General features: G+C 49.5%; 7 protein-coding genes. 2 read left to right on the forward strand and 5 right to left on the reverse strand.

What is annotated here, in order from left to right:
* Positions 1-402 (forward strand): hypothetical protein (locus tag KDK16_RS04015; RefSeq protein WP_257274772.1); only part of this gene is annotated, 402 nt, incomplete at its 5' end.
* 255 nt (positions 403-657) lie between these two features.
* Here KDK16_RS04015 and KDK16_RS04020 read toward each other — a convergent pair.
* The 4 genes from KDK16_RS04020 to KDK16_RS04035 all read right to left on the reverse strand — a co-directional run bounded on the left by KDK16_RS04020 (position 658) and on the right by KDK16_RS04035 (position 5,365).
* Positions 658-897 (reverse strand): YheU family protein, encoded by a 240-nt coding sequence (locus KDK16_RS04020; RefSeq protein ID WP_257274773.1) that lies wholly within the window; start codon positions 895-897, stop codon positions 658-660.
* A gap of 10 nt (positions 898-907) precedes the next feature.
* Complete coding sequence (gene tsaA / locus KDK16_RS04025) at positions 908-1,627, reverse strand: tRNA (N6-threonylcarbamoyladenosine(37)-N6)-methyltransferase TrmO (protein ID WP_257274774.1); 720 nt, start codon at positions 1,625-1,627, stop codon at positions 908-910.
* Between the two features lie 182 nt (positions 1,628-1,809).
* Entirely contained in the window at positions 1,810-3,942 is a 2,133-nt protein-coding gene (ovoA, locus tag KDK16_RS04030; RefSeq protein ID WP_257254388.1) for a 5-histidylcysteine sulfoxide synthase, read from the reverse strand.
* Between the two features lie 268 nt (positions 3,943-4,210).
* Positions 4,211-5,365, reverse strand: coding sequence for a PatB family C-S lyase (locus KDK16_RS04035; protein ID WP_257254384.1), 1,155 nt, complete (start codon positions 5,363-5,365; stop codon positions 4,211-4,213).
* Positions 5,366-5,594: 229 nt separating this feature from the next.
* Here KDK16_RS04035 and KDK16_RS04040 point away from each other — a divergent pair, with 229 nt between their 5' ends.
* A complete protein-coding gene (locus KDK16_RS04040; RefSeq protein WP_257274775.1) occupies positions 5,595-6,536 on the forward strand; it encodes a hypothetical protein in 942 nt (313 codons plus the stop codon).
* Here the strand turns inward: KDK16_RS04040 and mnmH are convergent.
* On the reverse strand, positions 6,512-7,621 hold the full coding sequence (gene mnmH / locus KDK16_RS04045) for a tRNA 2-selenouridine(34) synthase MnmH (RefSeq protein ID WP_257254382.1): 1,110 nt from the start codon (positions 7,619-7,621) through the stop codon (positions 6,512-6,514). The genes KDK16_RS04040 and mnmH overlap by 25 nt on opposite strands.
* Positions 7,622-7,865: the final 244 nt, after the last annotated feature.

Raw genomic sequence — 7,865 nt, forward strand, 5'->3', positions numbered from 1 at the left:
ATGATGAATGGGGCATTTGGATTAAAAGACAGAGAGCAGGCATGGGGTTGGGTATCGTTTGATGATGCTGGTAAACGCCGCTGTTGGGCTGTCAATGGGAAACGTTATAGAGCAGGATTTGCTTCATTGAGCGCATGGTCTTCGGCGGGTTTTGATGTTGCATGTAATGGCACTATGCCAACAGCTATTTCATCTGCTTCATCATTTTTATCCGCTTCTGCTACAGTCTCTCCCAATACAACCCAGGTAGCCTACACTTCATCCAAACTTATTTCTGATGCTGATAATACGAGCGGTCCTGTTATTAGTATTGTTGAGGGATGGTTGACAAATGGGTGTCCATGCAGCCACATCGCTTGCAAAGCCCTGATATTACTGAGTGTTGTGAATTTTTTGTTTTAGCTTGAACTGCCAATTCCGCTACAACCCAGGGAATATGGGGACTGAGGGCGTTGAAGAAAACGACCGTTTTCGTTTGACACATAGGACCGATGAAAAGGTACGGGTTTCAGGCCTTCCGCTCCATGGAGTGTGTCGAAAAACCTCCGGTTCCCATGCTTTTAGGCCCTGTGGGTCCCAGCATGGGAACAAGTTGTTGGAGTTTTGCGACAGCCTCTGTGGGGCGGGGTAACTGATTTATGAAAAAAGCCTGATCTTTTAAGAGTGGTTGATCATAGACTCATAGTGCTGAGCTTCTTTGGCAGGAATAATATTCACACTCTCGGTTTGAGGATCAAAAACAATAGAGACTTCACCGGATTTCAATAACCCAATTACCTGCTGAATACGGCTTTCCTGATCCTGGTCAAAACCGTTGTCAGTCCCCTCCCGGCTGACAAAATCGGCAATCAGATGGTTCAGTGTCTCTGCGTTCAATTCCTGATAGGGAATGATCATTCTTAAACTCCTAAAGATGACCGTAAGGTTCCAGGTCGGTGACCAGAAAGTGATCTCCCCTGGATTCCCAGACTACATTAACGTCCCAGAGTGCAGAGCCATGTCTGCGTCCTGTTGTATCTCTTAGGTACGCCGGGCGTGGGTCCTGGCCCAATACTTGTTTAATCAGTTCCACCAGAGAGCGTCCGGTCTGTCGTTCATAGGTCTGGCACTTGATCATGGCCACTTCACTAAATTCCACTTCTGCCATAACCGCCGGTAAAGGTGCAAAGCCACCTTTTGCTTCTGGTAGCGCATCGGCGTAAGGCAAGTAAGGTTTGATATCAATGATGGGGGTGCCGTCCAGCAGGTCAGCTTCTGTCAGTCGTAGTATCAGCTTGCCGTTTCCGGACTGGATGCTCTTCAGTTTTACCACGGAGAGGCCAATGGGATTGGGACGGTGGGTCGAACGGGTGGCAAAAACTCCCATGCGTTGTTTACCGCCCAGACGAGGAGGGCGAATGGTAGGACGCCAGCCTTCATTCATGGTTTCGTGAAAAATAAAATGAAGCCAGAGGTGAGAGAAACCTTCCAGACCACGCACCAGATTCTCCTGGTTGAAGGGGGGTAACAGTTCCAGCTCTGACTCTGCCGCTGTGACAATGCCTGGTTGGCGGGGAATTCCAAATTTTTGCCGATAGCAGGAGTGAATCACTCCAATTTGTTCAAACTGGAAACTGTTTTTGCTCACACTGAACCCGTAATCGTTGTCTTGACCGGGCAATATAATGGAAAACAGAAGCTCATAACAGCTCCCGGACTGACAAGGAGCACTATTGCTCCAGAGATGGTCAGCGGAGCCTGAACAGGATTTGCGAAGAATAGAGAGGTCAGGAGCCTGATAGAGAAGTCATTCTCAGGCTCCTGCTTGACTCAGGGAGTCTTTTTTTTCCAGAAAGTGGCCTGAGCAACCGTATGCTGGTGCTTTCTGGCGGTTTCCCGGATGACAAAAGGAATATCTCTGGGTGGTTTAATTTCCTCAAAGTGTTGGCTTAGAACTCTTCTCAGCCCGTCATAGGTTGTCAGGGCTTCACCATTCTCACGTATTCCACCCAGCCATTTCTCTTTTGACGTGTATTCTTCCAGCCAGGTGTAAGGCGAGGTCAGCACCAGCAGTCCCTCCGGGCGGATTCTCTCATGTACAGAAGACAGGAATTTATGGGGATCGTTCAGTCGATCAATCAGATTCCCGGCAAAGATCAGGTCATAGTTGTTGTACTTGGGTTTGAGGTTACAGGCATCGCCCTGGGTAAACAGTACACGACTGACATCAATGTCATCGGCAAAATCTGTCAGTTTGGCTTCACGGTATTCACCCAATTCGCCCTCGGAAGGTACAAAATATCGAATTTTTCCGTTCTGCTGAAGCTTCGCGGCCGCAGAGATGAAACGAGCTGAGAAGTCGATACCGTCTACATGATTGAACCAGCGGGCCAGCTCAAAACTGCTTCGTCCTACCGAGCAGCCAAGGTCCAATGCCCGGGTGCAATTATGGTCTTTTAGCAACTCATGGCAGACCCTGGCACAGGCCCTGGGGAAGTTTTCAACGCCAAAGTAGCTGTCGCCATAATGGAATTCCAGGTACTGAGCCACCAGTGCATCGGTTTCATAGGGGTTCTGGCTGGCATTATGTTCAGCAGTGGATTCAACATAGCGAAAACCGGCGTGCTGGAAAAAATGCCGTCTGAAGGCATACCGCGAATCCCGAATTGCATAGTTGCCTGTCGAGATCCAGCAGCCACCCTTAATCAGGTTATGCCTGCCATCAAATGTGGGGGTTGAAAAGTCATCATAGTAGGGATGAACCCTGAAGCCTTCAAAGGCATCAATGGGTGTCGTTGTCCATTGCCAGACATTGCCAATGACATCATAAAAATCCCCAGTCCTGAACTGGTTAACCGGGCAGGAGGAGGCCCAGTATTCAAGGTTGATGTTGCCCGGAGCCTGTTCCCAATAGGGTTGGTCTGTTTCAATGGTGTCTCTCAAACAATACCATTCAGCTTCAGATGGCAGTTGTATTTGCAGGCCTGTCATTTCTGATTTCCATCGGCAGAATGCCTGAGCTTCGTGACAGTTGACATCCACAGGCCAGTTCCAGGGCATGTCTATTTCTTCCAACATGGCCCGGTATCGGTAATTTTCATCACCGGGAACCCAGAACTCAGGGTGTATGGCTTCGGCAAAGGTAGCCCATGCCCAGCCCTCATCGGTCCAGTATTTTTCGGTGTTGTATCCGTCATCCTGAACAAACTCAAGAAACTCCTGGTTGCTGACCAGGTACTGGCTGGCCTTGAAGGCAGGGATACTTTCTTCATAGTGACCATACTCGTTGTCCCAGCCATAAAGGGCATGATCAAAGGGTTTTCCGAGAATCTGGTGGCCACCCGTATGTTCAATTAACTGATTTTCCGGGGCGGCCCCTGAACTTTTACAGGGTTGCCAGTTCGGGTGCGGCGTGACGTAAGCCAGAGGTAGCTGACGAATCAGAACCGATGAGGTTTCGAGGTGGATGCGCTCATGCTCAATGCCCATCATGATTAGCCAGGCCGGACTTTCCCAGGTGATGGGTACGTCCAGAGGCATGTTTTCAATAAAATCAATGACCCGTGCCCTGACCTTTCGACGGTATTCTTTCATGGCTGGAACCGTAGGCCAGTCGTAGTTATTTTCGTCCAGATCATCCCAGGACATTTCATCAACGCCGATGGCCACCATTGCTTCGATGTCCGTATCTACCCGTTCGTTAATCAGGCGGGCAGCAATCAGCTTATTGATAAAAAATGCTGCCGTATGGCCGTAGTAGAAAATCAGCGGGTGTCTCTGGGAAATGGCTTTGCGGTAAAAAGCTTCATCATTGGTGAGTGTTTCAAAAAGACGGTCGTAAATATCGTAGGTTTCGCAGAAATACTGATTCAGTTCCTGTCGTTTTTCTTCCGGGGTACCTGAGTCGAGAATCAGTGTTCTTGTCGGGATCGGAAGTGGCGGAGTGTTTTCTGTAGGCGTCATCTTCAGCACGAGCTAATCTCCAAAGCATTTGATGAATGCTGTCCGGTTTGATCAGAGTCTATTAAAGTATCCTATATGGTTTAGAGCTTAAAGGCAGAAGTATCAAGATTGACAGATGTGTCAATGTTAGCAGATTAACTCATAAAGGCTTTGCTGTCTGAGCCATCCGTTATCAAAGTGGCGGGCCATCATCAGCAAGTGGGTGTTCCGAAAAGTGTTGAAAGGGCCGTCAGTTATTCACTGACAGCCCGACATTTAATTACGCCAGTCAGGATTTCAGATTGGCTACTGCTGCCTTGATCCTGCGGATGCCTTCTTCCAGAGTGGAGCGGCTGCAGCCAAAGTTCATTCTCAGGTAGTCACGGTCTCCAAACTGAGCGCCGGGGGAGAAGCCGACACCGGCCTCTTCAAAGAAACGGTGAGGATCATCCAGTCCTAATTCGCTGACGTTAATCCAGGCCAGGTAGGTAGACTGAAGAGGCAGCATAGTTAGCCCCTCAATACCGTTGATTTCAGACATCAGCAGGTCGTGGTTACCCCGCAGATAGTCCAGCAGACTCTGGCGCCAGGGTTCACCGTGCTCATAGGCGGCCCTGGCCGCCGTGAAACCCATCAGCATGTTATCCGGATCAGGGACAATTCCTTTGCGAACTCTCTGGAACTCCATACGCAGTGTGCCATCCGGTATTATGGCAAAGGCGCAGCCTAAGCCGGCCACATTAAATGTCTTGGAAGGAGACATCAGGGTGATGGAGGTGTCACGGGTGAAGTCACTCAGACTGGCGTAAGGTATGTGCTCGGCGTTGCGATCAAGAATAAGGTCGCAATGCACTTCGTCGGAGCATACGACAATGTTGTACTTTTTGCAGAGTGCCTCGATAGTCTCCAGTTCTTTCCGGCTGAGCACGCGGCCATTGGGGTTCTGTGGGTTACACAGCATCAAGAGTCGGGTGTCTTCGGTGATCTTGCTTTCAAATGCCTCCAGATCAAACTGCCACTGATTATCTCTGATAATCCAGTCCAGTCCGATCATTTCGCGCCCACCCAGCTTGGGAGCCATTAAAAAGGGATAGTAAACCGGTAGAGGCACGGCAACGGTCTCTCCGGGGCCGGCAACACTCCTCACCGAAATATTGAGTGCCGTTACCAGCCCGGGCAGCCAGACGATCCAGTCTCTTTCAATCTGCCAGTCGTAGAGGTTATGCATTCGCTCGACAATGCGTTCTTCCAGGCCCTCATCGGCCAGGGTATAGCCAAACACACCATGTTCAACACGTTGTTGCATAGCTTCAATGATTTCGGGGGCGGATTTGAAGTCCATATCCGCCACCCAGAAAGGCAATATATCTCTTTCCTTGTAGCGATCCCACTTCAGGCTTGAGGTATGAGTTCGGTTGATAAAAGTATCGAAATCTGTGGACACGAATACTTCCCTTGGTATTGGATTGAATCGGTTGTAACGATACTACCTGCAGCCAGTCTTTTTTGAAATGGGATTTATCGGGACGACTCCGGGAAGTGCAGCCAATTTTATCCGTTTTGCTGCCTCGCTGGTCGGCTGAGGAGGGCAATCCCTGCCCGGAGGCTGGAAAATCAAGATGTTGTAGACAATGCTCAGAGAACCTTAAGTTTCTGTGTGGAGTGGTACCGGGTTGATTTCCAGAGGCGTTGTCTATTCACTGGTGTCGGGGGCATTGCTGGGAAGTTTGATCATTCTTCCTGAATGGATGTCGGAATATACGGCTATAGAACTGGTAGCAGGACGCTTTACAGCATTTGGTCTCTGGATCTCTATGATCGTTCTTTTTCGTCGCGAGATGATTCAAAGAGCCCGGCTGGGTGATATCCAGAAGTGGGTTTGGGTGGCCCTGCTGACTAATGTTCTTTATTACCTTTTTCTTATTATCAGTATCCGAAGCCTCGGCGGAGTCTTTGCCTGTATTCTGATGGCCGCTTTACCCATGATTTTTCAGAAATGCTTTTTGACTGGAAAAGCTGGCAGTCAGCTCACTATTCCTTTACTGCTGTTGATTGGAGCGCTGTTTCTGTTGATGTCCCAGAAGTTTGATCAGGTTTCTCCGGACTCACATGAGCAGAGTATGGCCAATGGCTTGTTCTGGTTACTGTTGGCGAGCATCAGCTGGCTCGCAGGTACCCGCATACAACTGTTAATGGCCATTGAACATCCCGATATTGGTCCTTCCGATCGTTATCTGTTAACCGGATTAGGCTCTATGTTGGCACTCCCCATGATTTATCCACTGACCTGGCTGGACCATCCCGAATTTACCCTCTTTTCGAAAGGTGTTGCCAATATTGACTGGGCTTACTTCGGAGGAGGACTGCTGTTGGCAGGCGTATTAGCCACCGGTTTGGCCCGGATATGCAGACGCAAGGCGGTGTTGCATAACAGTGATTCAGGATTTTATCCCTGTACATCGCTGGAAGTTTTATTTGGGGTACTTTTTGTCTTTATGCTGGAGGGGCGCATACCCAACGCTCAGGAGTGGGCCGTCATTGCCATTCTGGTTTGGGGTATGGCCCTCTTTTACCGGAGTCGAACTGCTTCTCAGTTCAATACCAGCTCGGGATAGCTGCTTCTGATCTCTTCCCGGTTGCCCCTGAAAAGAATTCTTCCTTGTTTTTGCTCCAGTTGATATTCGTACATGGGGTCGTAGTAGCCCACCAATAACTCCTCAATCAGTGGCCGGTAACCATCAATGATGCCATGAACTTCATGCTGCAAAAGAGCTGAGGATAGCAGTTCTCCCAGCGCCTTATAGCGGGCTCCACCCAATCTTTTACGAATCCGGTAAAGGCTGTCAGCCAGGCCCTGGCTAAACCGGGCGAAGCCCTCTTTTTTACCATAAACCGTCTCGAATTCGGCCAGATTATCACGGACATACTCCTGGAGAGCTATCTCTACACGATCTTTGATGAACGTTTCCAGCAGAATGATCGGGGATTGCTGCATCTTGTCCCTGAATGCCCGGGACAGACCGCAACGCCCGATCAGCTTGCTTTCGTCTTCCAGAAGTACCGATCGGCCTGGTTTAAAATGGCGGTGCTTGAGCATGGCGATAGAAAGGCGGCTTTCAAAGTCAATTTGGGTGGGCTGGCCACCGTAACGGCGACCGAAGCTCGATCCTCGATGATTGGCCAGACCTTCCAGGTCAATACTGTCTTCAATGTCATGAATCAGACGAGTTTTGCCGGTACCGGTTTTGCCAGCGAGAATCATAAAGGGAATATCATCAACAGACTGTTCCAGTTCATCAATCAGGAATCTTCTCATGGCTTTGTAGCCCCCCTCGACCAGAGGGTAGGGATATCCGGACTCTGCCAGCCAGGATTGGCTGATATGAGAGCGCTGACCGCCGCGAAAACAGAATAGGTAGCCATCTGGGTGTTGTTGAGCAAATTGCTGCCAGAGAGTCACTCTTTGAGTACGAACATTGTCAGTGGCCAGCTCATAACCCAAAGAGAGAGCTGCTTCCTGCCCGTACTGCTTGTATTCAGTACCAATCACTTTGCGTTGGTGATCGTCCAGAATAGGCAGATTGGTCGCCAATGGAAATGAACCCTTGCTGAATTCAACGGGGGCCCGAACATCCATCAGGGGGGCATCATTCAGGAACAGTGAGAGGTAGTCGGTAGTATCCGGGCGTTGTTGGGTCATATAATTCCGTTGCAGCCTGACGGGGGTGGGCTGGCTTATTGTCCAAAAGCGCAATAGTTTGGCTGCAACCTGTCTGTTCAGGCAAGTACGGATTGTCTCTAATGGGTTTAGAAGAGTGAAACCTACACCGGACTTTTTTATCCTTTTCGCTCTAATACACCATCCTGACCTTTGAAAAGACAACCTGAAAGTCCACTGGAGATCATGTATGGGTATCAGAACTGAGATGCATCCAGATCAATTA

Source organism: Endozoicomonas sp. SESOKO4 (assembly GCF_024606275.1).

Bases quoted from the DNA above. Each gene is read 5' to 3' on its own strand.
- KDK16_RS04020 (WP_257274773.1), bottom strand. From the start codon at position 897: ATGATCATTCCCTATCAGGAATTGAACGCAGAGACACTGAACCATCTG.
- ovoA (WP_257254388.1), bottom strand. From the start codon at position 3,942: ATGACGCCTACAGAAAACACTCCGCCACTTCCGATCCCGACAAGAACA.
- mnmH (WP_257254382.1), bottom strand. From the start codon at position 7,621: ATGACCCAACAACGCCCGGATACTACCGACTACCTCTCACTGTTCCTG.